The sequence below is a fragment of the Pedobacter cryoconitis genome (assembly GCF_014200605.1).
GTDB classification, from domain to species: Bacteria; Bacteroidota; Bacteroidia; order Sphingobacteriales; family Sphingobacteriaceae; genus Pedobacter; species Pedobacter cryoconitis_B.
This window is the reverse complement of the sequence record NZ_JACHCE010000002.1, coordinates 75,958-99,976: the sequence shown is the minus strand read 5'-3', so window position 1 is coordinate 99,976 and position 24,019 is coordinate 75,958. Positions and strand designations below refer to the sequence as shown.

Below are 24,019 nucleotides of genomic sequence, written 5' to 3'. Positions count from 1 at the left end.
AATACAAAGGCCGCATCAGTAATGATGCGGCCTTTGTATTTTAAACCCTGATTTAGAAAATCAGGGACATTTTAATAGTTATTTTTTCGCTTTTGCCCAGGCATCTTTCAAACCAACAGTTTGATTGAATACCAAATGATCGGTAGTAGAATCCTTGTCCAGGCAGTAATATCCTTTACGGATAAACTGATATCTTGATTCAAGGTCAGCACCTGCAAGATAAGGTTCGATATAAGCTTCTTTAATAACTTTCACGCTATCAGGATGCAGATAATCTTTGAAATCACCTTCTTCACTGTCAGGAGACTCTACTGAGAATAAACGGTCATAAACTCTGATCTCAGCAGTTTTAGCATGTTTGGTACTCACCCAGTGGATTGTTCCCTTCACATGGATTTCACTGGTATCTTCACCGCTTTTAGATTCAGGGATATAAGTACAGTGGATTTCAGTCACGTTTCCATCAGCATCCTTTTTGAAATCTTCACATTTCACAATGTAAGCGTTCTTTAACCTTACCATTGCACCAGGCGCAAGTCTGAACCATTTTTTAGCAGGCTCTTCCATGAAATCCTCACGTTCGATCCAAAGCTCATTGCTGAAAGGAATTTCTCTCACACCGCCTTTATCTTCAGCTTCAGGATTGTTTTCACCAATCAGAATTTCCTCTTTACCTTCAGGATAGTTTGTAATCACTAATTTAATAGGATCAAGAACTGCCATTACACGGTTGGCTGTTTTATTTAAATGCTCACGAATACAGAATTCCAATAAACTCAGTTCAATCAGGTTTTCTCTTTTAGCAATTCCGATTCTTTCACAAAATTCACGGATACTTTCCGGGGTATAACCTCTTCTTCTCAATCCGCTTATAGTAGGCATGCGTGGATCATCCCATCCGGTAACTACGCCTTCATTCACTAATTGCAGCAATTTACGTTTACTCATTACTGTATAAGTAAGGTTTAAACGGGCAAACTCATATTGGTGTGAAGGGAAAATACCCAGTTGTGCGATAAACCAGTCATACAGTTCGCGGTGAGATACATATTCAAGAGTACATATAGAATGTGTAATTTCCTCAATACTATCACTCTGGCCGTGCGCAAAGTCATACATTGGATAGATACACCATTTGTTACCTGTACGGTGATGTTCTGCATGTTTAATACGATAAATAATCGGATCACGCATCAGCATATTAGGACTTGACATGTCAATTTTAGCACGCAGAATGCAGGCCCCGTCTTCAAATTCACCAGCTTTCATACTGCTGAACAAGCTCAGGTTCTCCTCAACGCTGCGGTTGCGGTATGGACTATCTTTACCTGGCTCTGTTGGCGTGCCTTTAAGGGCAGCTATTTCATCAGCAGTGCCATGATCTACGTATGCAAGACCATTTTCTATTAGTTTAACAGCAAAATCATATAGGGTGTCAAAATAATCTGAAGTATATAATTCATGTTTCCATTCAAAACCCAGCCACCTGATATCTTCCTGCTGGCTGTCCACATATTCAGTTTTTTCCGTCACAGGATTTGTGTCATCAAATCTCAGATTGGTATAACCACCATATTTCTGGGTTAATCCAAAGTTCAGACAAATAGCCTTAGCATGACCGATATGTAAATATCCATTAGGTTCAGGTGGAAAACGTGTAACTAAAGTTTTGTACTTTCCACTATTTAAATCGTTTTCAATGATCTCTTCAATAAAGTTCAATGATCTTTCCTCACTCATAAAAACTGTAAATTTATATTCAAAGTTAATATAAAAGAGCTAATTTACTTACATTTACGATAGATTATCGGTGTAATAATGAGCAAAACATTAAATAGACCTGTTCCTGTTTTAATAGTCAATTCAGTCTGGATGGGCATGACTACAGGGTAAATTGATTGCAATCTTTCTGCTTAATGCTGGTATCGATTGATTTATATACGTTTATAAAACAAATGTAACTTAATAATGTAATATTAACTGGTGGTGGAATTATTTGCACCCGGAACAACAATCATGACTATCGTTGATTATATCCGCGATAGGGTTAACGAACACAGAAATTTTTAAATTATGATCTATCAGAATCTAATATCAGAGCTTAAAGCGAATATACTTTACGTAACTATTAACCGGGAGTCAAAATTAAATGCACTTAATAAGGAAACCCTTGCTGAGCTGGCAGATGTGATCGTTTTTGCTTCAGAAACAGAAGAAGTAAGAGGGGTTCTTTTAACGGGTGCCGGTGAAAAGGCATTTGTCGCAGGGGCAGATATATCGGAGTTTTCAACTTATAATACAGAACAGGGAGAAGACCTGGCCAGAAGCGGACAAGTAAATGTTTTTAATGCGATAGAAAACTGTACTAAACCTTTTGTTGCGGCAATAAATGGCTTCGCCCTGGGCGGTGGACTGGAGCTGGCAATGGCCTGTCATATTCGTGTGGCTGCTGATACAGCAAAAATGGGCCTTCCGGAAGTTACCCTTGGACTGATTCCTGGCTATGGCGGAACACAAAGATTGACAAAACTGATCGGTAAAGGGAGAGCTACAGAGTTAATTACTACAGCTGATATGATTACTGCGGACAGAGCAGAGAAAATAGGCCTTGTAAACCATGTTGTACCTCTTGCAGAGCTGATTACAAAAGCTGAAGAGATTCTGAACAAAATCAGGCAGCGTGCACCGCTTGCAATAGCAGCAGCGATAAGATGTGTTAATGCCGCTGTAAATGAGGGGGTAAACGGGTTTGAGGTTGAAATTGAAGAATTTGGTAAATGTTTTGACACAGAAGATTTCAAAGAAGGTGCAGGTGCCTTTCTTGAAAAGCGTCGTGCAAATTTCAAAGGCAGATAACTGCTTAATCTTAAATGGTTTAAAATTTGTTGAGGGATGATATCATGCATCTCAGGGGATAAGTATGCGAATAAGGGGAATATGAATATATAAGTGTAGAAAATATTTCCCATATAAAATATTTCTTTATATTTATCATCTAATAAGTTTAGAATTTGTTGCGAGATATGAAAAGAATACTAATAGTAGATGATGAAATTAATATAGGTTTATTACTGTCAAAATTCTTAACCAGAAATGGGTTTAGTGTGAATACTGCAACCAGTGGCGTTTCTGCACAAGATTATCTGACTAAAGAACAATATGACCTTGTTTTATGTGACTACAGGCTGGAAGATACCGATGGAAAGGAGATGCTCATTAAAATCAAAGAGAATTATCCTCAAACAGGTGTAATTATAATTACTGGCTATTCGGATATCAAACTTGCTGTCGAACTCATCAAATTAGGGGCTTACGATTATATTACCAAGCCTTTATATCCAGATGAAATCTTAAATACAATAAATAAAGCTATAGATACACAAATAGCGCTGAATGATACTACGGCCGAAGGCGTAAGATCTGAGGTGCAAAAGGCAAAAACTTCGAAACCTGTTTACAATCAGGTGGAGAATTTTGTGGCTGGACAAAGCCAGGCTTCGAAAGAGTTATTGAAGCAGATCCAATTAGTAGCTCCAACATCTTACAGCGTAATTTTAACTGGTGAGAGTGGTACAGGAAAAGAGTCTGTAGCAAAAGCTATTCACTTAAACAGTCCCAGAAGAGATAATCCTTTTGTTGCTATGGATTGTGGTTCATTAACGAAAGAATTAGCTGGCAGTGAGTTTTTTGGTCATGAAAAGGGATCTTTTACAGGTGCTTTGAATACAAAAATCGGGCATTTTGAAATGGCCAACGGCGGAACACTTTTTTTGGACGAAGTAGGCAATCTATCTTATGATTTACAAGCTGCTTTACTCAGGACTGTTCAGGAAAGAAAGATTAAACGTATTGGAAGTACTAAAGAGATTGATCTTGATGTCAGGATTATTGTTGCAACGAATGAAAATCTGGCCACTGCAATACAAAGAGGCCGCTTCAGAGAGGATTTATATCACCGTTTCAATGAATTCTCTATCAATCTTCCCCCATTAAGTATGAGAGGAAAAGATATTATGATCTTCGCAAAAACTTTTCTTGATTTCGCTAATGAAGAGCTGGGCAGAAATGTAATGGGATTCTCTAAAGATGTAGAGGAGTGCTTCCTGAGTTATAACTGGCCGGGAAATGTCAGGGAACTGAAAAATGTGGTTCGCAGAGCAACATTACTTACTGAATCTGATGAAATTCAGCTTAAAGCATTACCACTTGAAATTTCTACAGATGCCAAGGTTACTGCTATTGAAAATACAATTCACCGGAACCATGAGAAGTCAAGGGACTTGAAAAATGCAGCTTCAGAGGCAGAGTATGAAGCGATATTGAAAGTTCTGCGGGAAGTAAATTTCAATAAAACAAAAGCTGCCAAAATATTAAATATAGATAGAAAAACCCTTTATAATAAGATGAAGGCAATAAATCTGGATACCTAGCCAAATTATTTTTTGTATTTATGAATCAGAGGATAATGTTTGTCATTGCTCCTTTGGTTTCTCTTTGGTGTTTGTCGGAGGAGCGGCTATTCTTCTAAATTCTCAGAAGATTAAAACAATTCACAGGACTAAAGAGTTATAACAAAATAATATCAGCTACTATCTATTACATCACTACAAAATCAATTATTAAACATAAAAATTAAAGTCATGAACGATAACTCAAAAGTATTAATTGGATTATTAACGGGTTTGGCTGCTGGTGCAGCATTGGGATTGTTGTTTGCACCCGAAAAAGGAAGTGAGACTCGTGATAGATTAAATCAGTCATTAAAAGAACTTGGTGATGCATTAAAAGAAAGAGCAGCTGATGAAATTGATCATCTGACTGGCCTGAAAGATAAAGTAGTAAGTTCTGTAAAAAGTAAACTGCATGAAGCTGAAGAAGAATTTGTAGATGATGCTGAACACGCTTAGGCAAATACGCCTGATATATTGATTACGAGTAACCTTACAGGTTACATCATAAGTTAATTTTGAATACCAATGGAGGAAAAGAAAGAAAAGAATATCGAAGAAATATTCTCAGAAGCTAAGCTATATGTGGATACACGTTTAGAGTATGCACGTCTGGTGTTAATTAAAAGATCATCGAAAGTGTTTGCTGATCTTGTCACCAATGCTATTGTGGCTGTATGTTTTGTATTGGCCTTTATTTTGGGAACAATTACGCTTGCTCTGTTCTTATCTACTCTTTTTGCCAGTTATACAGCAGGCTTTGGTTGTGTTTCACTGCTTTATCTTTTTTTAGCCGTTATTGTATATGTAACCAAAGAGAAATTCATTGAAAAGGCTATTGTCAACTTCACAATCAGGAAATATTTTAAAAAACTACAGGAGGACGAGGAAGATGAGCAAAAAGTATGAAATCAATAACCTGCAGGATCTTAACGTAAGACTGATTGGTCTTAAGGTAGACTATAAGATGCAGGAAGAGATGATAAAGGACGATGTAAAGGTTTATTTAAAACAGTTTACTTTTGGTAGCCTGATTAAAAAATATGCTACACCATCTGCATTTTTAAAGGTTGATGATAAATTGAATATCAGTAGTAAACTGATGTCTATGGTGTTGCCTATTCTGATGAATAGCACGCTGTTTAAAGGCTCTGGCTTTGTTACAAAAGCATTGGTAGGATTAGCAACGAGTAAGGTTGGCAAGACGCTGGATGCAGAACATCTTTCTGCAATATTTAATAGCGTTAAAGGATTGTTTACAGGGAAAAAGAAAAAAGAAAAAGGACCTGGATTTGTAGATTATGGGATTCCTGCGGATAGTGAGACCTTTTAGTTAAAGTCTTAGTACGGGTAAAAAAAACAAGGCTGTATAGTTTGTCAACTGCGCCCATCTGAAGAGATGGCCAATGTTGACAAACTATACAGCCTTGTTTTTTTTAAAGGCCAAATTTTTATCTAATGCGGATTTGGAGAAAGAAGTCAAATTGGGAGGTGAAACAGGTTGGCGAAACGTAGAGGAGAAATAGATAGACATCAAGTCCATGATGAGTCGGCCTATTTACTGCAAAAAGGTGGGTTCATACCCTGGTTAACATGGGGGTAACCAGTCTGTTTTATACTGGTTTTGCTTTGCGAAATGTATTGCCTGCTGTAGAAATAGAGGGTAGAAAGTGGTGGGTAAATAGTTTTATTTTGGTATTATTGTGTATAAACATATATCCTGATGAGAAAGCTAAAATATTTTATTGTACTGTTTGCTTTGCTGCCGTTTGTTTCTTTTGCACAGCAGGATGAGGGTACAATAACTAAGGTTGGAGATGCTGTTCCGGTTTTTAATTTCGAAATTGAGAAAGGAAAGACGGTTTCTATTCATGATTATAAAGGAAAGTTAATTCTGATTAATCTTTTCGCGACGTGGTGCCCCCCTTGTAATGCGGAGCTTCCGGAAGTTCAAAAACGTATATGGGAGAAGTATAAGGATAATCCTGGTTTTGCCTTTTTTGTTTTTGGAAGGGAAGAAGGATGGGACAAATTAATCCCTTTTAAAGCGAAAAAAGGCTTTACGTTTCCTATTCTTCCAGACGTGGATAGAGGTATATTTAAAAAATTTGCCCTGCAATCCATCCCCAGAAATATTATCGTTGATGAAACAGGGAAAATCATTTATCAGTCTATAGGTTATGAACCTAAAGAGTTTGCAGCTATGATTGAACTGATTGATACCCACCTTAAAAAAGTTTCTGCCAGGTAGTTTCTTAATTACTTTAGTAAAGCTTCTTTCAAAAACTTTAAAGCCTGTAAATGATAACTAAAGGTTTTTGAAAGATCATCTAAACTCCAGGCAGTGTTCTCCAGCATGATGATGCTGGTTTTTGTCTTGGGGAAATAATAGTCCATTGAGACAAATCCAGGGATATACCCTGTCTGACCAATTTGTAACAGCCTATCAGTAGTGGTGATCGTAGGTCCATAGCCGTAATCAGTTTTTCCCAGAAAGGCATGCTGACGGGTAGCATATGGTGTAATCATCAGTTGATAGGTTTCAGGTGAAAGCAGCTTTCCTAAGTGCAGAGCGGTGTTCCAAAGGACTAAATCTCTTGCGGTCGATATGAAGGTTGCTGCTGGTGTAAAGTCTTTCAGCGGGCTGGTTTGAAGGTGCAGTTTCCCATTTTCTTTTTCAATGTATCCGTTGACAAGCCTTTTGTGTTTTTTCAGATTGGAATCAAAAGTGTTTTCCATTCCACAAGTAATAAATAGCTCATCGGATAACTCCGGAAAGGATTTTCCTGATGTTTTAGCCACAATTTTTGCCAGTAACTGATATCCGATAGTAGAATAATTGAATTTAGTGCCAGCAGGATAAGCCAGGGGCTCATTAAGAGCCGTAATTCCATGGGTATGGGTTAATAGCTGGTGAATGGTAACGGTGTCTGCCCATGGCATTTCTAATTCAGGAAGATATTTTCTGATAGGGTCCCGGAGATTTAGTCTTTTCTTATCCAATTCCCGCAAGACCAGCACGGCCGTGATCTGTTTACTGATAGAGCCAATAACAAACTGATCAGTTTCCTTAAATAGCTTCTTTTGACCCGGTACAGGAGATCCATTTTGGTTCTCATACAGTGTTTTTCCTTCTTTAGCAATGATGATTACCCCATTAAATGGTTTTGAGCTTTTTGCTTTCAATAGCGAATCAATGCGCTGAAAAGCAGGGGCCGCTGACTGCGAAAAAGAAGGGGTTGATCTGACTATTAAAATCAGGAGTAAAAGACAGCTAAATCTGTTAAAAGGCATATAATTAGAAGATTGAGGAGGATTGTTGTTTAACGTGAAGGTAATGTTATATAACTTAGGGGAATGAAGAATATAATAATTATATGTGTATTGTTTTTATTGTTTGGTTTAACTGCTGCTGCACAGGATGGGGAAGTAAATAAGAATCCACTTTTAACGCAGATGACCAGCGCAATTGAAAATGGACAATATCCAAAAATCAATAGTGTTCTGATTTTTAAAAGGGGTAATTCGATATATGAGCATTATTTTAACGGTTTCTCTAAGGATTCTTTACAGGATTCCCGCTCTTCATTTAAATCCGTGACAAGCCTGCTGATCGGGATTGCAATTGATCGGGGCCTGATTAAAGATATCAATCAGAAGGTTTATTCATTCTTTCCGGAGTATCCGTTTTTTAAAAACGATAAGCTCAAAAAGGAGATGACAATTAAAAACCTCCTTGAGATGAGATCGGGATTCGATTGTGAGGAGTTTAATGGTACTAAAGATTGTGAGCAGGAGATGAGCCTGAGTAAAGACTGGGTGAAGTTCGCCCTGAACCTGCCCATGAAATATAAACCTGGAGAGGCCTGGTCTTATACTTCCGTTGATCCAATGATTTTAAGCGGTATTATTAGTAAAGCTGCAAAAATGACGGTTATGGAGTTTTCCAGGAAGTATTTATTTGAACCACTCGGAATTTCAGATTATAAATGGACAGTTGACCCGGCAGGACATGGGATGACGGGCGGTTCTTTTTATATACACCCATCGGATATGATCAAATTGGGGCAGCTTGTCAATGGAAATGGAATTTGGAAAGGTAAACGGGTTATCTCTGAGCAATGGATCAGCCAGTCCACAAAATGTGATATTCCTATTCCTGATTTCTCTTTCGCTAAATCCAGCAGAAGTCAGCTCATACTTCCTCAGCCAGCGTATTATGGATTTTATTGGTATCGCGAACTCCTGAAAACAAAAGACTTTCAGAAGGATCTATTGTTTGCTTCTGGTAATGGGGGACAATATATTTTTATGCTAAAGGATTTAGATCTGACCATTGTTTTTGCACAGGGAAATTATGGCTCATTTAAAAGTAAACAGGCTTTCGAAATTCTGGCTAAATATATTGTCCCGTCTTTTTTATAAGCAGAAAACCTTTCCTTAAAAATCAAAAAGCCTTTCAGTATCTACTGAAAGGCTTTTTGATTTTTAAGGAAAGGAGAATTTAACACCTCCTGAAATACTCCTTATAAATTAGTTTTTATTTTTAACTCTTTCAATTGCTTCTCATCAATAGTCGAAGGGCTATCAATCATCACATCTCTTCCCGAATTATTTTTAGGGAAAGCAATCACGTCACGGATACTATCCAAACCAGCGAAAATTGAACAAAGTCTGTCAAAACCAAAAGCAATACCACCATGCGGAGGAGCTCCGAATTCAAAAGCATCCATCAGGAAGCCGAATTGTTTTTGAGCCTCTTCGGCAGTAAAGCCTAAATGTTTGAACATTAAAGCCTGCAGCGTACGGTCATGGATACGAATAGACCCACCACCAATCTCAGTTCCGTTAACGACCATATCATAGGCATTCGCTCTTACTTCACCAGGATTAGTATCCAGCATAGGGATATCTTCTGGTTTAGGTGATGTAAAAGGGTGGTGCATAGCATGGTAACGCTCAGATTCTTCATCCCACTCTAAAAGAGGGAAATCAAGTACCCATAAAGCGCTGAATACATTTTTATCTCTTAAGCCTAGTCTGGTACCTATTTCAAGACGTAATTCACTTAATTGTTTACGTACTTTATCTTTAGTGCCAGCCATCAGCAACATTAAATCGCCTGGTTGAGTTTGAAGAGCTTCAGCCCATTGTTTTAAATCTTCTTCTGTATAGAATTTGTCAACAGACGATTTGATTGACCCATCTTCACCGTGTCTTGCATAAATCAGGCCTGTAGCTCCGATTTGCGGACGTTTAATGAAGTCGGTCAGTTCATCCATCTGCTTACGTGTATAGTGTGCACAGCCCTTTGCATTGATCCCGATAACCAGTTCTGCATTATCAAAGACAGGGAAGTTTTTCCCTTTGACTACCCCGTTTAATTCAACGAAGCGCATTTCGAAACGCGTATCAGGTTTATCAGATCCATACCAGCGCATTGCATCAGCATACTGCATTCTTGGAACCTCAGGTAAATCGAAGTTTTTAACCTCTTTGAATAAAGTACGGATCAGTCCTTCAAATGTGTTCAGAATGTCTTCCTGCTCAATAAATGACATCTCACAGTCAATCTGAGTAAATTCAGGCTGTCTGTCAGCACGTAAGTCCTCATCTCTGAAACATTTTACGATCTGGAAATATCTGTCAAAACCAGAAACCATCAGCAATTGCTTAAAAGTCTGAGGAGATTGAGGTAAAGCATAAAACTCACCAGCATTCATCCGGCTTGGAACCACGAAGTCCCTTGCGCCTTCAGGCGTAGATTTAATCAGAACAGGAGTTTCCACCTCGATAAAATCTAAAGCATCCAGATATCTTCTTACAGACTGTGCCATTCTATGACGCAGAACCATATTATTTCTTACCGGATTTCTTCTCAGATCCAGGTAACGATATTTCATGCGTAAATCATCTCCACCATCGGTCTCATCATCAATTAAGAATGGCGGGATCTTAGAAGCATTCAATACTTCAAGGTCAGTGATTTTAATTTCCACTTCTCCTGTTGGCATTTTCAGGTTTTTATTGGAACGCTCAACAACCAGTCCGCTTGCTTTAATCACAAATTCGCGACCTAAACTGCGGGCTTTCTCACAGAGTTGAGTGTTATCATCCATATTAAAAACCAATTGGGTGATACCATAACGATCACGGATATCAATAAAAGTCATTCCTCCCAAGTCTCTGGATTTCTGTACCCAACCGCACAGAACTACGTTTTCGCCTAGATTCTCAATCGTCAGCGCTCCGCAAGTTGTTGTTCTTAACATTTTTTCATCGGATTAAGCCGCAAAAATATTCATTTTGAGCCATATATTATAAACGGTTGTTGATTTAACGGGGTATATTGAAAAGTTTTTTCATTAAGATGCAACGTTTGGAAAATCATCCTGTCATTTATAACGAATACGAAGACATTGGAAGCAGTATACATAGATAAAAATATTGACTTGGTTAATGCTTGCCGAAAGGGAAGCAGACCGGCACAATTTGAATTATACAAGTTGTATGAAAGAGCTATGTACAGTGCAGCGCTCAGGATTGTCAACCATGAAGCTGAAGCAGAAGACGTTGTACAGGAGGCTTTCCTGGATGCATTTTTACGGATTGGCGATTTTAGAGGAGATACCACTTTTGGCCTTTGGTTAAAACAGATTATCGTTAACAAGTCAATTAACTGTCTGCGAAAAAGGAAAGTTGAATTTACAGGCCTGGATGGCGTAGAAATTCCGGCAGAGGAATCAGCAGATCAGGAAGAACTGGAATTAAGGGTAGAGGAAGTAAAAGCTGCAGTACAGGGTTTGGCAGATGGTTATAGAGTAGTGCTTACTTTATACTTATTTGAAGGTTATGATCATGAAGAGATTTCTCATATCCTTAAAATATCGGAAGTTACTTCCCGGTCACAATTGATGAGAGCAAAAATGAAATTGAGAAATATATTAGAAAAGAAAGGAGCAAGAGATGAGTACTAAACTGGAAGATTTTATCAGGGACAACAAGCGGGAGTTTGATACCGACAGGCCTTCAGCAGGTCTTTGGAATAAAATCGAAGCGGAGCTGGATAAAAAAGAACAGCTTAAAAAAAAACATAAAAGGATGTTTAATATACAACTATGGGCTGGAATAGCGGCTTCATTTATAGTTGTGCTGGCTGTTACCTTCCTGTATGTTATTCCAGCAAAAAGAGGGCGGTTAAGTGTAGCAGATGTGAATCCTGTATATGCACAGAAACAAGTTAAGTTTGTAAGCCTGATTGAACAGAAACAAGATAGTTTACAGGCTTTTGCGAAAACAAACCCTGAACTCTACCGCAAATTTAAAGCAGATTTCGAAGTCCTGAATAAAACCTATGAAGGGCTGACTAAAGAAATGGCAGGAAGTCCAAATCAGCAAATGGTTGTAAAGGCAATGGTCAGAAATCTGGAAATACAAATCCAGCTGTTAAATCAGCAGCTGTTCATTATTAATGAAGTCAGTCAATATAAAAAGGAGAATAGTATATGAAAAAGTTGATCCTTGCAGGAGCTCTGTTGTGTTCATTTAGTATGGCTAATGCGCAAAGTGAAACAGGTATGGTTATTAATGAGGCCCCTGTTTATGCGGTAAGTTCCAGCGTGAATACCAATACAACCATTTCTGGAAATAGCCCTGAACAAAACACTGGTTTGCAAAACGGAGATGATTCGATGCGGTCAAAGTACATCAGTAAGAGTTTCTCTTTGAGTCCCTCAGATAAAATAAATCTTCACAATCAGTATGGCGGAATGGTGATTAAAATCTGGGATAAGAAGGAAGTGAAAATAGATGTTTCGATCAAAGCCTATAGCAATGAAGATAAAGAAGCCGGGAAACTGATTGACCAGGTCAATGTATCTGCCGAGAAAAACGGTGACCAGGTCACTTGTAAAACAACTATAGGTGAACGGAATATGTGGTCGGGGCGGAATCGAAGAAGAGAGGTAAAAGTAAATTACGTGGTTTATCTGCCAGCGACAAACTCTCTTACTTTAACGCAGGAATTTGGTAACGTCAATATGGAAGATTTTGCAGGACCTCTTTATGCCAAGGTACAGTATGGGGATTTTAATGCAGGCAAACTGACCAGTGTAAACAATTATGTATCCGTTCAGTATGGTAAAACCACTATTGCAGAAATTAATAAAGGGGTGATCAGGCAGCAATATGGCTCAGGAGTAACTATCGCAGCAGCAGGAACACTGGATCTGAATGCACAGTATGCTACAGTCACAATTAATAATATCAGAGGGGATGCGGTAATTAAACAACAATATGGATCGGGAATCAGTATTGCAAATGTTAATAATCTTGATCTGGATATACAATATGCAAATGCCAGGATTGATAATATCAAAGGGAATGCAGTAATCAGACAGCAATACAATAATATTAAAATAGGTACGGTAGGTAAATTAGATCTTAAAGCGCAATATGCAAATGTAAATGTTGGGAACTTAAGAGGTGATGGCAACTTCAAAATGAGCTATAATAATTTTGAAGTTACAGAAGTAGGGGCAGGATGTAAAAACTTAACTATCAATACAGATTATGTAGACTCGAAATTGAATTTCTCCGATTCTTTTAATGGTGATTTCAATGTGCAAACCAGTTATAGCGGATTTAAATCGGGAGATAAAGTAACCATGCGTCAGGGAGATTCTAAGGATGACGATAATTCAAAAACCTATACTGGTAAAATCGGGAGTGGCGGAAGATCAAATATTCGTGTAAATGCCGATTATGGATCTGTTACCTTTAGATAAGAAAAAACTAATCGGTGCGAAGCTTGTTGATTAATTCAACAAGCTTTTTTTTTAGCTTTACGGCAAAACAATTAATATATGGAATTTTTTAGTACACCCGAAGCCTGGATTTCGCTGTTAACCCTTACTGTTCTGGAAATTGTACTGGGAATTGACAACATTGTATTTATTTCCATCCTTTCTGGAAAATTGCCTGCACATCAGCAAAAGAAAGGCCGGCAATTGGGATTAGGGCTTGCTATGATTACCAGGGTATTATTGCTTTTATCTTTAAGCTGGGTGATGAGCCTTACTGCCACATTATTTAATATTGGCGAATGGATTAACCTGGATAATAAAGAATGGCTGGAAAAACTGGCTATCTCGGGCCGTGACCTGATCCTGATTTTAGGGGGGATGTTTTTAATTTATAAGAGTACCCATGAAATTCACCTGAAGCTGGAAGGGGAAGAGGAAGAAGAAGGGAAGGTTAAAGTACATTCTTTTGCTGGTGTAATTGCACAGATCCTTGTACTGGACATTGTTTTCTCTTTAGATTCTGTCATTACTGCAATAGGTATGGCCGATCATGTTCAGATTATGATTGCTGCGGTAATTATAGCTGTGATTATCATGATGGTTTCGGCAAATGCGATCAGTGACTTTGTCAATAATCATCCAACGGTGAAAATGCTGGCACTTTCATTTCTGTTGTTAATCGGTGTTTCGTTGCTTGCTGAAGGGCTGGATCAGCATATTCCTAAGGGATATATTTATTTTGCAATGGCATTCTCTGTATTGGTAGAGTTGCTGAATCTGAAAATGAAGAAGAAATCTACCAAACCTGTAGCGCTCAGGAATACTGCAAAAGAAGAAAAATAAGTATTTTTGCAATCCCGTTAACACAGCTATAAATTACAGCGTATATGATTTATTTTCCAGAAGCCTCTCTAGCAGAGCTTTCTATACATAGAATTGGTAATAAGGCACAAGATGAGTTTTATGTATTATCTGAAGCTTCGATGCAAATTCAGGATGAGCAGTTAAAAAACCTGCTGATCCAATATTTTTTAAGTCCTTATGAAAAGGTTAATGAGATTTTCCGTTTTTTTCATCCGAATGACGACTTGAATCTGAATGAGGTTTACCATTTCATTGCGCAGGTATTTGAAAATGGAGAGCACTTTCATAAAAATAGTGAGCAGCTGGCAAAATTTCTTTACGATACCTCTAACCATCCTAAAATTAAAGCAGGGGAGTTGTATGTCGCCTATTTTGAAAACGTACAGATTGAAGGAGAGCTGCATGATGCCATTGGGATCTTTAAATCAGAGACAAAAGAAACTTACCTGAAGGTTTATCCCGAGCAGGCAGGTTTTGCACTGAGTTATGAAGAAGATGCGATCAATATCAATAAACTTGATAAAGGATGCATTATCTTTAATACTGAAAAAGAAGAAGGCTATAAAGTTGCTGTTATAGATCAGACCAACAAAAGTAATGAAGCTGTGTACTGGAAAGACGAGTTTTTAAAGCTCAAAGTCAGAAATGATAATTATAATCAGACAAAGAACGTATTAGGGGTATATAAAAGCTTTGTAACAGACAAACTCGATCAGGAGTATGATATTACTAAAGCTGATAAGATAGATCTGCTGAACCGCTCCATGAAGTATTTCAAAGAGAAGGAGAGTTTTGATATGGATGAGTTCTCTAACGAAGTGATTGGGAATAAAGATGGGATCGAGTCTTTCAAAAATTATAAAAAGAATTACGAAGAAGAATTCGAAACCCCTATACCTGATAGTTTTGATATTTCGGGAGCTGCGGTTAAAAAACAAGCCAAAGCATTCAAAAGTGTGTTAAAACTGGATAAAAACTTCCATATCTATATTCACGGAAACAAAGAGCTCATAGAAAAAGGTTTTGATGACGATAAGTCTATGAACTATTATAAAGTTTACTTTAAAGAAGAAGAATAGCAATTACAGAATATATTCGTCATTAATAGGTTTGACAGGTGCAGGAATTTTTTCGGCACCTATCATTTCCAGTAAATTGATCTCAATAGTTCTGGTAATCTGGTTCAGTGGAACTGAGGATGAGTTATTTTCGAAAGGATCAATCAGGCTCATTCCATTGATTTGTGTGGAAACAAAAACAAAGCCTACCAGCCAGCCAATAAAAATTGCCCATACACCTGCTTCATGGCTCACTACCAGTGTTAGAGAAACGACAAATAACCAGATAAAGACTTTGGTGAAATAATTGTAAGTGGTTGGGAAAACAGTGTTTTTGATTCTTTCCGCTCTGCCCATATGGTCAGAGAATTTAACCAGTAGCTGGTTCAGCTCCATAAAACGGAAGCCATCTATCATCCCATCTTTACTCAATTGCTGTAAGTCTCTGGATTGCAGTGTCAGGATTGCATTGTGTACATTACTGTGCAGATTAATTTCCTGCAGATCTGCTTCATCCAGGTATTGCTGATAGTTTTCATCAACAGCATCCCTGAGTTTGGCTTTAAGTGCATATAGGAAACCGATATGCCGGCGGACCATTCTGTCTTTTATTGCTTTAAAATCCTGGTTGCTGACTTCATTCTGAGAGATATAGGTAATGACACTTCTTGCCCATGATCTGGAATCATTGACGAGCGCACCCCATATTTTTCTGGCTTCCCACCACCGGTCATAAGCCTGATTATTATTGAATCCAATAAAAAAAGCTATTGCTGTACCTAAAACGGTAGGAATGATAGATGGGATCTCAAAGTTATGTTTAATCAGGAATGCCCTGGTAAGATAAGCTCCTGTGCAGGAAAAGATCATGATGAGGTCTACTTGCCATGTATTCCTTAGAATACGGCTTAACCGGATATTATGTACTATTAGCATTCGGGAAATTTGCGTTTTGTCTAATCTACAAACAAAACGCAAATTTGTTTGCTACCCCTATGAATAAAATGCTTTTTTTTCTATTACAATACCCTCAATAATAAACCTTTAAGATATTCTCCTTCTGGAAAGGAAATTCTTACAGGATGGTCTTCCGGCTGATGAAATTGTTTAATGATTTGTACTTCTCTGCCTGCGTCCAATGCTGCCCAGGCAATAATCTGTTTGAAAGTTTCCAGATCAACGGCTCCGGAGCAGGAATATGTAGCCAGGATACCGCCTTTTTTAAGCAATAACATCCCTAATCTGTTTAAATCTTTATAAGCACGGGCAGCCCTGTCCAATGCAGATCTTGAAGGGGCATATTTTGGCGGATCAAGGACGATCACATCAAAAAGCTTTCCTTCCTCTTTAAAAGTGCGGAGCTGTTTGTTTACGTCAGATTGTATGCTGGTTTGCTGATGTTCCATGAATCCGTTTAAACCAAGATTGTGTTTTAACGTTTCAATGGCCAACGCTGAACTGTCTACACTGGTTAGATGTTTAGCACCATGTTTTAAGCTGTTTAAAGTGAACCCGCCGCTGTAACAGAAACAATCCAGTACTTCTTTATCTTTTGTATAAGCAGCAAGGATTTCACGGTTATCGCGCTGATCGCAATAGAACCCGGATTTCTGACCATCTGCGATATTGATGTGGTAACGAACACCATTTTCTTTTACTTCAATAAATTCTGGCGGGGTTTCTCCCCAAAGCAGTCCCTGTGAAACTTCCAGGTTCTCATGTGTACGTGCGTTCGCATCGCTTTTATCAAAGATTCCTATAGGGTTTAATTCTGCGATTAAGATCTCAATCAGTTCAGCTTTAACATTCTCCATTCCTGCGCTCAGGATCTGTAGGGAAAGATAATCGGCATATTTATCAACGATTAATCCTGGCAGGTAATCAGCTTCGCTAAATACCAGGCGGCAAGTATTCGTTTCCAGATCGCTAAGCAGGTGGGCACGGGAAGCAATTGCATTTTTTAACCTGAGCTCATACCATGCTTTATCAATGATGTTGTCTTCTTCCCATTCCAATAAACGTACTGCTACGCGTGACTGGCCGTTATAATAACCATAACCTAAAAAAGACTGGTCGGCTGCAAGAACCCTGATAACCTCGCCATTTAGCGGATTACCTTTAACTTTATCTATCGCTCCTGAAAATATCCAGGGGTGTTTTTGGTGGACGGCTTTTTCCTTGCCTTTTTTAAGTACAACATCAATCATGTTACAAAGGTAATAAAAAGCAATACGCAACATACGGCTTTATAAGCTGAAGATTCGTAATTTTATCGGTGTACAAAATTGGATATCAAATATGGAGCATATAGACTGGAATGATTTTGAGAAGGTCGAATTAAGAGCAGGCACAATTTTAGAAGTCCTGGAATTTCCTGAAGCCAGAAACCCTGCTTATAAAGTCAGGGTAGATTTCGGTGAGTATGGAGAAAAAATGAGCAGTGCACAAATTACTGCCCATTATACGAAAGAAGAATTAGTAGGAAAACAAATAGTTGGTGTGGTTAATTTCCCGAAGAAGCAAATTGGCAAGTTTATGTCCGAGTTTTTAGTCACCGGATTTGCTGATGAAGATGGAAATATTGTATTAACAACGCTGATGGGGAAAGTACCCAATGGCAGTAAATTGTGTTAGATTAAATGAGTTATTATAATTTTTCTGAAGAAAACGACTTGCCTAAAGAAGATGAGCATTATATGCGTCTTGCTTTACAGGAAGCACAAATAGCCTTTGACAATGAAGAAATTCCTATCGGGGCAATTGTGGTTTGCAAGGGCAGGATTGTTGGACGCGGACATAACCTTACCGAGCAACTGAATGATGTTACGGCGCATGCCGAGATGCAGGCATTCACTGCAGCAAGTCTGACTCTTGGCGGCAAGTATCTGAAAGATTGCACACTGTATGTAACGATTGAGCCTTGTGTAATGTGTGCGGGAGCGGCTTACTGGACTCAGATTAGCAGAATAGTTTATGGGGCTTCAGAAGAAAAGCGTGGATTTACAAGCAAAAATGCTAATTTGCTTCATCCAAAAACAGTGACACAAAAAGGCGTACTGGCAGCGGAATGTGCACAACTGATGAAGCGGTTTTTTGAGAACAAACGAGGGTAAATGACAAAATACTGAACAATACTTAGCCTCGAATGTTATCTTTGTGAACCATTAATTTTTAAACTTAAATATACAATAATATGGCTTTTGAATTACCTGCGTTACCTTACGCAACAGATGCACTAGAACCGCATATCGATAAAACAACCATGGAAATTCACCATGATAAACATCACCAGGCTTATGTTACGAATTTAAACAAAGCTTTAGAAGGCAAACCTGAAGCTTCACAAAGCATTGAAGAGATTATCAAACATATCTCTAAGTTTCCTGCAGCAGTAAGAAACAATGGTGGTGGTCACTTCAATCACTCATTATTCTGGGAAGTTATGGGTCACAATAAAGGTGGTGAGCCTACAGGAGAATTAGCTGAGGCTATTAAAGCTGCTTTTGGTTCTTTCGCTGAGTTCAAAACTAAATTTGCTGAGGCAGGTGCAACCCGTTTCGGTTCTGGATGGGCTTGGTTAAGCGTTGGTGCTGACCGTAAATTAATTGTTTCTTCAACTCCTAACCAGGATAATCCATTAATGGATATTGCTGAGGTTAAAGGTACTCCAATCTTAGGAATGGATGTTTGGGAACATGCTTATTACTTAAAATATCAAAACAAACGTCCTGATTATATTGCTGCATTCTGGAATGTAGTAAACTGGGACGCAGTTGCAGAACGTTTCAAAAAAGCGTAAGCTTTAAAGGAACTCTAAAATAAAAGGGAAGGCCGTGTTTTACTGTCCGCACCCATCTGAAGGGATGGCTGATGTCAGAAAACACGGCCTTCCCTTTTATTTTAGGCTACCCTGAGGCGCAATCCGGACCGGAGATATCGCCAGGTTTCAGGTGTTCCTGTAAGGATGGTTAGGTACAAATAATTATATTTTCGTAGCCACCAATCAATAACCACCAACCAGGCAGGGATATAAAAAAAACTTGTACTCATGTGAGGACATAGCGTTCTTTTTCCTTCTTCAGGAAAAGGTAATGCCGGCTGAATATAGTACAATTTTTTTTTGCGAAGCCCGGTACCCCTCCCTCTAGATCCCTACGACATCCTTTTTCTTCTTCTGTTTCATCGCCTTCGGTATAATCGCCAAAATCTCTTCCTTAAGCGCATTCAACATCCTTTTCTTGATATAATTCTTATGTGTCACCAAACTAATTTCCCTTACAGGTTCCGGAGATTTAAACGTTCTCACTTTGCTGAGTTGTTTAGCAGTTAATTCCGTCAAAGCCAATTCTGGCAACAACGTAGCCCCATTATTCATATCCACCATACGGATCAGTGTCTCTACACTTCCTGTATTATAAGTTAAACCCTGCAAGCGGTTATCCTTTGTAGATCTGCAAATATTAAGTACCTGTGAACGCATACAATGGCCTTCGTTAAGCAACCAGATATTTTCATCCTCTAAATCATTGGCATCAATGTTTTTCTTCTTAAAGAGCTTACTGTTCTTGCTGATATATGTCACAAAATTCTCGTAATACATCGGGATTTCCGTAATTGAAGTATCTCCTAGAGGAGTAGCCAGGATACCGCAGTCCAGTACGCCCGTTTTAAGGTGATGAATAATATCTTCAGTCGTATATTCCCAGATGAGTAATTTCAGGTCAGGATATTTCTCCATCATTGAAGCGATCACCTGCGGTAATAAGTAAGGGGCTACAGTAGGAATAATACCCACTTTAAGTTCACCAACAATATCCTGTTGCTGACTGCTGATAATTTCTTTGATTTTTTGACTCTCCTGTAGGACCAGGCGGGCTTGTTCTATGATTTGAGAACCGATTTCTGTAGGTATTACAGGTTGTTTGCTTCTGTCGAATATTTTCACATTCAGCATTTCTTCCAGCTTTTGTACTTGCATACTCAGCGTTGGCTGAGTTACAAAGCACTTTTCAGCGGCACCAACAAAGCTCCTGTAGGTATCTACAGCTACAATATATTCCAGTTGAACTAAGGTCATATAGCTTAAATTTATTTACTTTTACAAATGTATAAATTTAAGCTATATGAGTTGTGGCTAAAATATGTTAAATATGTTTGGCCAGAAAATCCCGATAAGCAAGGTTAATTCCCTCTTCCAGTTCAATCTGGTGTTTCCATCCAAGGTTATGCAGTTTAGAGACATCCATTAATTTACGGGGAGTGCCATCCGGTTTAGTGCTGTCAAAAGTAAGGTCGCCTTCAAATCCTGTTACTTTTTTAACCAGTAAAGCCAGGTCCTTGATCGTTAAGTCCTCTCCGGTACCAATATTGATCAAATGAGGTTCGTTATAGTTCTCCATTAAGAAATAACAAGCATCTGCAAGATCATCTGCAAATAAGAATTCGCGCATTGGTGAGCCCGAGCCCCAGATGATTACTTCAGGGGTCGCATTAACCTTCGCCTCATGAAATTTGCGGATTAAAGCTGGCAGTACATGAGAATTCTGAGGGTGATAATTATCATTATAGCCATATAAATTGGTTGGCATCACAGAAATGAAATTACAATTATACTGTGCACGGTAAGCATCACACATTTTGATACCAGCTATTTTAGCAATTGCATAAGGCTCATTTGTTTCTTCCAGTAAGCCTGTCAGAAGATATTCTTCTTTTAAAGGCTGAGGAGCTAATTTTGGATAAATACAGCTTGAACCAAGAAACATTAGTTTTTTTACCCCAGTTACATAGGCCTGATGGATTACATTATTCTGTATAGTCAGATTCTCATAAAGGAAATCGGCTCTGTAAGTGTTATTCGCAATAATTCCACCTACTTTTGCAGCAGCCAAAAAGACATAATCAGGTTTTTCAAGGGCGAAAAAATCTGTAACGGCCTGCTGATTCCTCAGGTCTAACTCTGAAGAAGTCCGGATAACCAGGTTGGTAAAACCCTGACTGGTTAGTTTACGTTGAATAGCTGATCCAACCATCCCACGGTGGCCTGCGATATAAATTTTTGCGCTCTTTTCCAATTTGTTTTGATGTAGTATTTATACAAAAATACGAATTAGAAGTGAGCATAACCAAGGGAGCTGTCCAAAATTCATCGGCTTAATTTGTTTATAGGCTCTGAGAAGATTAAATTGTATTTTTGCAGAAAAAAAATAATAGTGGGTAAAGATAAGTTAAGGAAATTTGCTGAAATTGATACCTTTCCAAACGTCTATCAGATGGAGCAGGGAATGGAACTTAAAGGCAAATGGGCGGTACAGCATTTTAAAAATGACAATCCGGTAGTATTGGAACTGGCTTGTGGTAAAGGAGAATATTCAGTTAATATGGCTAAGTTTTTCCCTGAGAAGAACTTTATAGGCATAGACTTAAAAGGGAACCGTATCTGGAGAGGCGCAAGGACAGGAGTAGATGAAAACATCAGTAACCTGGCCTTCTTAAGAATTCAAATTGAAGATATTGCAGCCTATTTCGGCGAAAATGAAGTAGATGAAATCTGGATTACGTTTCCTGATCCGCAGCCTCAGGATAGCAGAGAGAAGAAAAGATTAACTTTTCCTGGTTTCCTGGATAAATATAAAGGGCTTCTAAAGCCGGGCGGTAAAATTAACCTGAAGACCGATAATGACGGTTTATATGCTTATACAGTTGAAAAGGTTGAAGAGCTGAATCTGCCTTGTTATAAAAAGACAGATCACTTATATACTTCTGAGTTTTATGATGATGTGCTAAAGATCAAAACACATTATGAAAGAATCTATTTAAAACAAGATAAAAACATAAATTACATACAATTCTCACTCGACTAATGGAACAATCATTTTATGAGCAGGTTTATGAAGTAGTGCGGTTAATCCCTAAAGGAAGAGTGACTTCTTATGGGGCCATTGCTAAAGCGCTTGGAGCAGGGAAATCTTCCCGGCTGGTAGGTTACGCCATGAACAATGCACATGATGCTTTACCTCCTATACCAGCACACCGGGTAGTAAACCACAAAGGGTTACTTACAGGGAAGTTTCATTTTCCCACCCCCGAACTGATGCAGGAACTGTTAGAAAATGAAGGAGTAGTTATCGATCAGGACAAAGTTAAAGACTTTAAAAACCTTTTTTGGGATCCTGCATTAGAGCTGTAATCAGATAAAATATTATATGGGCAAATTAGTAGAAGAATTTAATGACTACCGTTCAAAAATGAACGATAGAATAATGGAGACTGCCAATACAAACATCAAACGTTTTTTTGCACTGGATACCACAACCTATGCCGCGGGTGCATTGGATGTGAAAAGCAAAGAAATGATGGGACTGGTTGCTTCAATGGTTTTACGTTGTGATGATTGTATCAAATATCATTTGGAAAAATGTTTTGATGCCGGGGTAAATGACGCCGAAATTAATGAAGTGTTTATGATCGCCAACCTGGTGGGCGGCTCTATTGTTATTCCACATTACCGTCGTGCTGTGGAATATTGGGACGAATTAAGCATGTAATATAAAATGAGCGCAGAACCGAAAAGATGCGGCTGGTGCGGAACCGACCCTCTGTATACGAAATATCACGACGAAGAATGGGGTAAACCTGTTTACGATGACCAGATATTATTTGAATTTCTTATACTTGAAGGGGCACAGGCCGGATTAAGCTGGATTACAATTCTGCGTAGAAGAGAAGCATACCGTGCTGCATTTGCTGATTTTGATGTTAATAAAGTTGCTGCTTTTACAGCCGCCGATGCAGAACGCCTGATGAATGACACCGGAATTATCCGGAATAAGCTCAAAGTTAACTCTGCCATAAAAAATGCACAGCTTTTTGTAGCCATACAAAAGGAATTTGGCTCATTCGCAAAATACATATGGGGATTTCTGCCAGCTCAGAAACCCATTGTAAATGACTTTAAATCACTCATTGCGGTTCCTGCAAAAACGGAGATATCTGATGCGATCAGCAGCGATATGAAAAAACGGGGCTTTAAGTTTTTTGGGACAACAATCTGTTATGCCTTTATGCAGGCTACAGGAATGGTTAACGATCATATAGAGGGCTGTATAGCAAAATAAATGCTGGATCTGATACATGATTTAACAAGTTATCTCAAACAGCCTTATCTGGCCAGAATTCCTCAGAAAACAGAAAAGCCATTTATTTTATTGCTTAAGCTGGCATTGATCTGTTTAATGGCGGGGATTAGTGGTGGAATATTGCTCAGTATATTGATTGGTCTGAAACTGATTCCGTCTCCAGGGCCATCCCTGATTGAAAAAAAGGAAATGGCGAAACCCTTACTTTTTATCATGGCAGTAGTTTGGGCCCCATTGTCCGAAGAGCTTCTTTTCAGAGCTCAGTTGAGACGTTTTACAGGGAGTCTTTTGTTTATTTCCTTTATCTGTGGTGCATTTTTGAGCGCCATTATTAAAACTGACTGGGCTTTTCTGATCAGCCCTCTCGTTTTCATTGTTTTATATCTTATTTACCGGTATAACCTTGCCCGCAGTGTTACTTTAAAATTCGAATTCTGGGAACGTATTTTTCCCTGGCATTTTCATTTGACAGCTATTTGCTTTGCACTGATACATCTCAGTAATTTTGAAAAGGGGATTAGTCTGCTGCCCTTAGGCATACTATATACTTTACCTCAATTGGCAGTAGGCCTTGTTTTAGGATATGCAAGGATGAATTATGGGCTTAAATACTCATTTGCACTTCATGCCCTGTATAATTTCTTCCCGGTACTTTTATTTATAGCTAAATACTAATTAGGTTAGCTCAGATTCAGGTGTTAACTTTG

General features: G+C 38.5%; 27 protein-coding genes. 20 read left to right on the top strand and 7 right to left on the bottom strand.

The window, feature by feature from the left end; all coding sequences use genetic code 11:
• Positions 1–78: 78 nt before the first annotated feature.
• Positions 79–1,740, bottom strand: coding sequence for a glutamine--tRNA ligase/YqeY domain fusion protein (locus HDE68_RS06480; protein ID WP_183880169.1), 1,662 nt, complete (start codon positions 1,738–1,740; stop codon positions 79–81).
• 333 nt (positions 1,741–2,073) lie between these two features.
• Between HDE68_RS06480 and HDE68_RS06475 the strand changes: the two genes are divergently transcribed.
• The 6 genes from HDE68_RS06475 to HDE68_RS06450 all read left to right on the top strand — a co-directional run bounded on the left by HDE68_RS06475 (position 2,074) and on the right by HDE68_RS06450 (position 6,699).
• Positions 2,074–2,856 (top strand): enoyl-CoA hydratase/isomerase family protein, encoded by a 783-nt coding sequence (locus tag HDE68_RS06475; protein ID WP_183880167.1) that lies wholly within the window; start codon positions 2,074–2,076, stop codon positions 2,854–2,856.
• 167 nt (positions 2,857–3,023) lie between these two features.
• Positions 3,024–4,430 (top strand): sigma-54-dependent transcriptional regulator, encoded by a 1,407-nt coding sequence (locus HDE68_RS06470; RefSeq protein WP_183880165.1) that lies wholly within the window; start codon positions 3,024–3,026, stop codon positions 4,428–4,430.
• A 210-nt stretch (positions 4,431–4,640) separates the two neighbouring features.
• On the top strand, positions 4,641–4,907 hold the full coding sequence (locus HDE68_RS06465) for a YtxH domain-containing protein (protein ID WP_183880163.1): 267 nt from the start codon (positions 4,641–4,643) through the stop codon (positions 4,905–4,907).
• A 69-nt stretch (positions 4,908–4,976) separates the two neighbouring features.
• On the top strand, positions 4,977–5,357 hold the full coding sequence (locus tag HDE68_RS06460) for a phage holin family protein (protein WP_183880161.1): 381 nt from the start codon (positions 4,977–4,979) through the stop codon (positions 5,355–5,357).
• The gene (locus tag HDE68_RS06455) at positions 5,341–5,781 is read left to right on the top strand and encodes a hypothetical protein (RefSeq protein ID WP_183880159.1); all 441 of its coding nucleotides are present in this window, start codon (positions 5,341–5,343) and stop codon (positions 5,779–5,781) included. Before HDE68_RS06460 ends, HDE68_RS06455 begins: the two co-directional genes overlap by 17 nt.
• A 390-nt stretch (positions 5,782–6,171) precedes the next feature.
• Positions 6,172–6,699 (top strand): TlpA family protein disulfide reductase, encoded by a 528-nt coding sequence (locus HDE68_RS06450; protein ID WP_183880157.1) that lies wholly within the window; start codon positions 6,172–6,174, stop codon positions 6,697–6,699.
• Between the two features lie 8 nt (positions 6,700–6,707).
• Here the strand turns inward: HDE68_RS06450 and HDE68_RS06445 are convergent, their stop codons facing one another.
• The gene (locus HDE68_RS06445; RefSeq protein WP_183880155.1) at positions 6,708–7,742 is read right to left on the bottom strand and encodes a serine hydrolase domain-containing protein; all 1,035 of its coding nucleotides are present in this window, start codon (positions 7,740–7,742) and stop codon (positions 6,708–6,710) included.
• A gap of 63 nt (positions 7,743–7,805) precedes the next feature.
• Between HDE68_RS06445 and HDE68_RS06440 the strand changes: the two genes are divergently transcribed.
• Positions 7,806–8,873, top strand: coding sequence for a serine hydrolase domain-containing protein (locus HDE68_RS06440; protein WP_183880153.1), 1,068 nt, complete (start codon positions 7,806–7,808; stop codon positions 8,871–8,873).
• 101 nt (positions 8,874–8,974) lie between these two features.
• Here the strand turns inward: HDE68_RS06440 and aspS are convergent, their stop codons facing one another.
• Positions 8,975–10,720, bottom strand: coding sequence for an aspartate--tRNA ligase (aspS, locus tag HDE68_RS06435; protein ID WP_183880151.1), 1,746 nt, complete (start codon positions 10,718–10,720; stop codon positions 8,975–8,977).
• A gap of 147 nt (positions 10,721–10,867) precedes the next feature.
• Between aspS and HDE68_RS06430 the strand changes: the two genes are divergently transcribed.
• The 5 genes from HDE68_RS06430 (at position 10,868) to HDE68_RS06410 (ending at position 15,195) form a co-directional block, all read left to right on the top strand.
• Complete coding sequence (locus HDE68_RS06430; protein WP_183880149.1) at positions 10,868–11,425, top strand: RNA polymerase sigma factor; 558 nt, start codon at positions 10,868–10,870, stop codon at positions 11,423–11,425.
• Complete coding sequence (locus tag HDE68_RS06425) at positions 11,415–11,957, top strand: hypothetical protein (RefSeq protein ID WP_183880147.1); 543 nt, start codon at positions 11,415–11,417, stop codon at positions 11,955–11,957. Before HDE68_RS06430 ends, HDE68_RS06425 begins: the two co-directional genes overlap by 11 nt.
• Positions 11,954–13,234: a hypothetical protein gene (locus tag HDE68_RS06420; protein WP_183880145.1), complete on the top strand. Its 1,281-nt coding sequence runs from the start codon at positions 11,954–11,956 to the stop codon at positions 13,232–13,234. The genes HDE68_RS06425 and HDE68_RS06420 overlap by 4 nt, the downstream gene beginning before the upstream one ends.
• A 78-nt stretch (positions 13,235–13,312) precedes the next feature.
• A complete protein-coding gene (locus tag HDE68_RS06415) occupies positions 13,313–14,095 on the top strand; it encodes a TerC family protein (protein WP_183880143.1) in 783 nt (260 codons plus the stop codon).
• A 44-nt stretch (positions 14,096–14,139) separates the two neighbouring features.
• Positions 14,140–15,195 carry a nucleoid-associated protein gene (locus HDE68_RS06410; protein WP_183880140.1) on the top strand — a complete coding sequence of 352 codons (1,056 nt, stop codon included), beginning with the start codon at positions 14,140–14,142 and terminating at the stop codon, positions 15,193–15,195.
• A 3-nt stretch (positions 15,196–15,198) separates the two neighbouring features.
• On the opposite strand, the gene HDE68_RS06405 is transcribed toward HDE68_RS06410, so the two are convergent.
• Positions 15,199–16,110 (bottom strand): bestrophin family protein, encoded by a 912-nt coding sequence (locus tag HDE68_RS06405; RefSeq protein WP_183880138.1) that lies wholly within the window; start codon positions 16,108–16,110, stop codon positions 15,199–15,201.
• Between the two features lie 83 nt (positions 16,111–16,193).
• Positions 16,194–17,381 (bottom strand): class I SAM-dependent rRNA methyltransferase, encoded by a 1,188-nt coding sequence (locus tag HDE68_RS06400; protein WP_183880137.1) that lies wholly within the window; start codon positions 17,379–17,381, stop codon positions 16,194–16,196.
• 91 nt (positions 17,382–17,472) lie between these two features.
• Here HDE68_RS06400 and HDE68_RS06395 point away from each other — a divergent pair, with 91 nt between their 5' ends.
• The 3 genes from HDE68_RS06395 to HDE68_RS06385 all read left to right on the top strand — a co-directional run bounded on the left by HDE68_RS06395 (position 17,473) and on the right by HDE68_RS06385 (position 18,973).
• A complete protein-coding gene (locus tag HDE68_RS06395; RefSeq protein ID WP_183880135.1) occupies positions 17,473–17,808 on the top strand; it encodes a tRNA-binding protein in 336 nt (111 codons plus the stop codon).
• 5 nt (positions 17,809–17,813) lie between these two features.
• Entirely contained in the window at positions 17,814–18,287 is a 474-nt protein-coding gene (locus HDE68_RS06390) for a nucleoside deaminase (protein ID WP_183880133.1), read from the top strand.
• 80 nt (positions 18,288–18,367) lie between these two features.
• Positions 18,368–18,973 (top strand): superoxide dismutase, encoded by a 606-nt coding sequence (locus tag HDE68_RS06385; protein ID WP_183880131.1) that lies wholly within the window; start codon positions 18,368–18,370, stop codon positions 18,971–18,973.
• Between the two features lie 345 nt (positions 18,974–19,318).
• Here the strand turns inward: HDE68_RS06385 and HDE68_RS06380 are convergent, their stop codons facing one another.
• On the bottom strand, positions 19,319–20,251 hold the full coding sequence (locus tag HDE68_RS06380; protein WP_183880129.1) for a hydrogen peroxide-inducible genes activator: 933 nt from the start codon (positions 20,249–20,251) through the stop codon (positions 19,319–19,321).
• A gap of 67 nt (positions 20,252–20,318) precedes the next feature.
• A complete protein-coding gene (locus tag HDE68_RS06375; RefSeq protein ID WP_183880127.1) occupies positions 20,319–21,248 on the bottom strand; it encodes a GDP-L-fucose synthase in 930 nt (309 codons plus the stop codon).
• Between the two features lie 138 nt (positions 21,249–21,386).
• Between HDE68_RS06375 and trmB the strand changes: the two genes are divergently transcribed.
• Genes trmB through HDE68_RS06350 form a run of 5 tightly spaced genes read left to right on the top strand, consistent with a single transcriptional unit; the run spans position 21,387 to position 23,987 of the window.
• Entirely contained in the window at positions 21,387–22,037 is a 651-nt protein-coding gene (gene trmB / locus HDE68_RS06370; RefSeq protein WP_183880125.1) for a tRNA (guanosine(46)-N7)-methyltransferase TrmB, read from the top strand.
• Positions 22,037–22,363 (top strand): MGMT family protein, encoded by a 327-nt coding sequence (locus HDE68_RS06365; RefSeq protein WP_183880123.1) that lies wholly within the window; start codon positions 22,037–22,039, stop codon positions 22,361–22,363. The genes trmB and HDE68_RS06365 overlap by 1 nt, the downstream gene beginning before the upstream one ends.
• A gap of 16 nt (positions 22,364–22,379) precedes the next feature.
• Positions 22,380–22,721, top strand: coding sequence for a carboxymuconolactone decarboxylase family protein (locus tag HDE68_RS06360; RefSeq protein ID WP_041882030.1), 342 nt, complete (start codon positions 22,380–22,382; stop codon positions 22,719–22,721).
• Positions 22,722–22,727: 6 nt separating this feature from the next.
• Complete coding sequence (locus HDE68_RS06355; protein ID WP_183880121.1) at positions 22,728–23,291, top strand: DNA-3-methyladenine glycosylase I; 564 nt, start codon at positions 22,728–22,730, stop codon at positions 23,289–23,291.
• Entirely contained in the window at positions 23,292–23,987 is a 696-nt protein-coding gene (locus HDE68_RS06350; protein WP_183880119.1) for a type II CAAX prenyl endopeptidase Rce1 family protein, read from the top strand.
• The last annotated feature ends 32 nt before the right edge of the window (positions 23,988–24,019 follow it).

Excerpts from the sequence above, each read along its gene's own strand:
- HDE68_RS06480 (WP_183880169.1), bottom strand. The coding sequence starts at position 1,740 with ATGAGTGAGGAAAGATCATTGAACTTTATTGAAGAGATCATTGAAAAC.
- HDE68_RS06475 (WP_183880167.1), top strand. The coding sequence starts at position 2,074 with ATGATCTATCAGAATCTAATATCAGAGCTTAAAGCGAATATACTTTAC.
- HDE68_RS06470 (WP_183880165.1), top strand. The coding sequence starts at position 3,024 with ATGAAAAGAATACTAATAGTAGATGATGAAATTAATATAGGTTTATTA.
- HDE68_RS06465 (WP_183880163.1), top strand. The coding sequence starts at position 4,641 with ATGAACGATAACTCAAAAGTATTAATTGGATTATTAACGGGTTTGGCT.
- HDE68_RS06460 (WP_183880161.1), top strand. The coding sequence starts at position 4,977 with ATGGAGGAAAAGAAAGAAAAGAATATCGAAGAAATATTCTCAGAAGCT.
- HDE68_RS06455 (WP_183880159.1), top strand. The coding sequence starts at position 5,341 with ATGAGCAAAAAGTATGAAATCAATAACCTGCAGGATCTTAACGTAAGA.
- HDE68_RS06450 (WP_183880157.1), top strand. The coding sequence starts at position 6,172 with ATGAGAAAGCTAAAATATTTTATTGTACTGTTTGCTTTGCTGCCGTTT.
- HDE68_RS06445 (WP_183880155.1), bottom strand. The coding sequence starts at position 7,742 with ATGCCTTTTAACAGATTTAGCTGTCTTTTACTCCTGATTTTAATAGTC.
- HDE68_RS06440 (WP_183880153.1), top strand. The coding sequence starts at position 7,806 with ATGAAGAATATAATAATTATATGTGTATTGTTTTTATTGTTTGGTTTA.
- aspS (WP_183880151.1), bottom strand. The coding sequence starts at position 10,720 with ATGTTAAGAACAACAACTTGCGGAGCGCTGACGATTGAGAATCTAGGC.
- HDE68_RS06425 (WP_183880147.1), top strand. The coding sequence starts at position 11,415 with ATGAGTACTAAACTGGAAGATTTTATCAGGGACAACAAGCGGGAGTTT.
- HDE68_RS06420 (WP_183880145.1), top strand. The coding sequence starts at position 11,954 with ATGAAAAAGTTGATCCTTGCAGGAGCTCTGTTGTGTTCATTTAGTATG.
- HDE68_RS06415 (WP_183880143.1), top strand. The coding sequence starts at position 13,313 with ATGGAATTTTTTAGTACACCCGAAGCCTGGATTTCGCTGTTAACCCTT.
- HDE68_RS06410 (WP_183880140.1), top strand. The coding sequence starts at position 14,140 with ATGATTTATTTTCCAGAAGCCTCTCTAGCAGAGCTTTCTATACATAGA.
- HDE68_RS06405 (WP_183880138.1), bottom strand. The coding sequence starts at position 16,110 with ATGCTAATAGTACATAATATCCGGTTAAGCCGTATTCTAAGGAATACA.
- HDE68_RS06400 (WP_183880137.1), bottom strand. The coding sequence starts at position 17,381 with ATGATTGATGTTGTACTTAAAAAAGGCAAGGAAAAAGCCGTCCACCAA.
- HDE68_RS06395 (WP_183880135.1), top strand. The coding sequence starts at position 17,473 with ATGGAGCATATAGACTGGAATGATTTTGAGAAGGTCGAATTAAGAGCA.
- HDE68_RS06390 (WP_183880133.1), top strand. The coding sequence starts at position 17,814 with ATGAGTTATTATAATTTTTCTGAAGAAAACGACTTGCCTAAAGAAGAT.
- HDE68_RS06385 (WP_183880131.1), top strand. The coding sequence starts at position 18,368 with ATGGCTTTTGAATTACCTGCGTTACCTTACGCAACAGATGCACTAGAA.
- HDE68_RS06380 (WP_183880129.1), bottom strand. The coding sequence starts at position 20,251 with ATGACCTTAGTTCAACTGGAATATATTGTAGCTGTAGATACCTACAGG.
- HDE68_RS06365 (WP_183880123.1), top strand. The coding sequence starts at position 22,037 with ATGGAACAATCATTTTATGAGCAGGTTTATGAAGTAGTGCGGTTAATC.
- HDE68_RS06360 (WP_041882030.1), top strand. The coding sequence starts at position 22,380 with ATGGGCAAATTAGTAGAAGAATTTAATGACTACCGTTCAAAAATGAAC.
- HDE68_RS06355 (WP_183880121.1), top strand. The coding sequence starts at position 22,728 with ATGAGCGCAGAACCGAAAAGATGCGGCTGGTGCGGAACCGACCCTCTG.
- HDE68_RS06350 (WP_183880119.1), top strand. The coding sequence starts at position 23,292 with ATGCTGGATCTGATACATGATTTAACAAGTTATCTCAAACAGCCTTAT.